The sequence below is a fragment of the Gilvimarinus sp. 1_MG-2023 genome (genome assembly GCF_030548285.1).
This window is the reverse complement of sequence record NZ_JAUOSC010000127.1, coordinates 1-468: the sequence shown is the minus strand read 5'-3', so window position 1 is coordinate 468 and position 468 is coordinate 1. Positions and strand designations below refer to the sequence as shown.

The 468-nt window shown below is 54.1% G+C and carries 1 pseudogene; it reads right to left on the bottom strand.

What is annotated here, in order from left to right:
* Window positions 1–468: pseudogene (locus Q4563_RS16045) on the bottom strand (bifunctional [glutamate--ammonia ligase]-adenylyl-L-tyrosine phosphorylase/[glutamate--ammonia-ligase] adenylyltransferase); the annotation flags it as partial.

Here is a 468-nt window from a genome sequence, read left to right as displayed (position 1 = left end):
CTCCTGTGCCGCCGGAGTGTCTTCACCGGTCAGAATTCGGGCCTTGACCATGGCGTAGCGTTCCCAGTCACGACCCTGGTTCTGGTAATACTCTTCGAGGGAGTCGAAGTTCATCACCAGAGGGCCGCTCTGGCCATAAGGGCGCAAGCGCATATCGGTACGAAAAACAAAACCGTCGATGGTGTGTTTATCCAATGCCCCGATCAGCTTTTGGCCCAGTTTGACAAAATACTCCTGGTTGCTGATGGATTTTTTGCCGTTGGTCTGGCCGGATTCCGGGTAACTGAAAATCAGATCGATATCGGAGCTGAGATTCAGCTCGTAGGCACCGAGTTTCCCCATGCCCAGTACCAGTAATGACTGCGGCTGGCCGGATGCCTTACCCATGGGAGCGCCGTACCGTTGCTGCAATTGCTGCTCAAAATACCGGATGCTCTGGCAAATCACTTCATCGGCAAGGTCGGATAC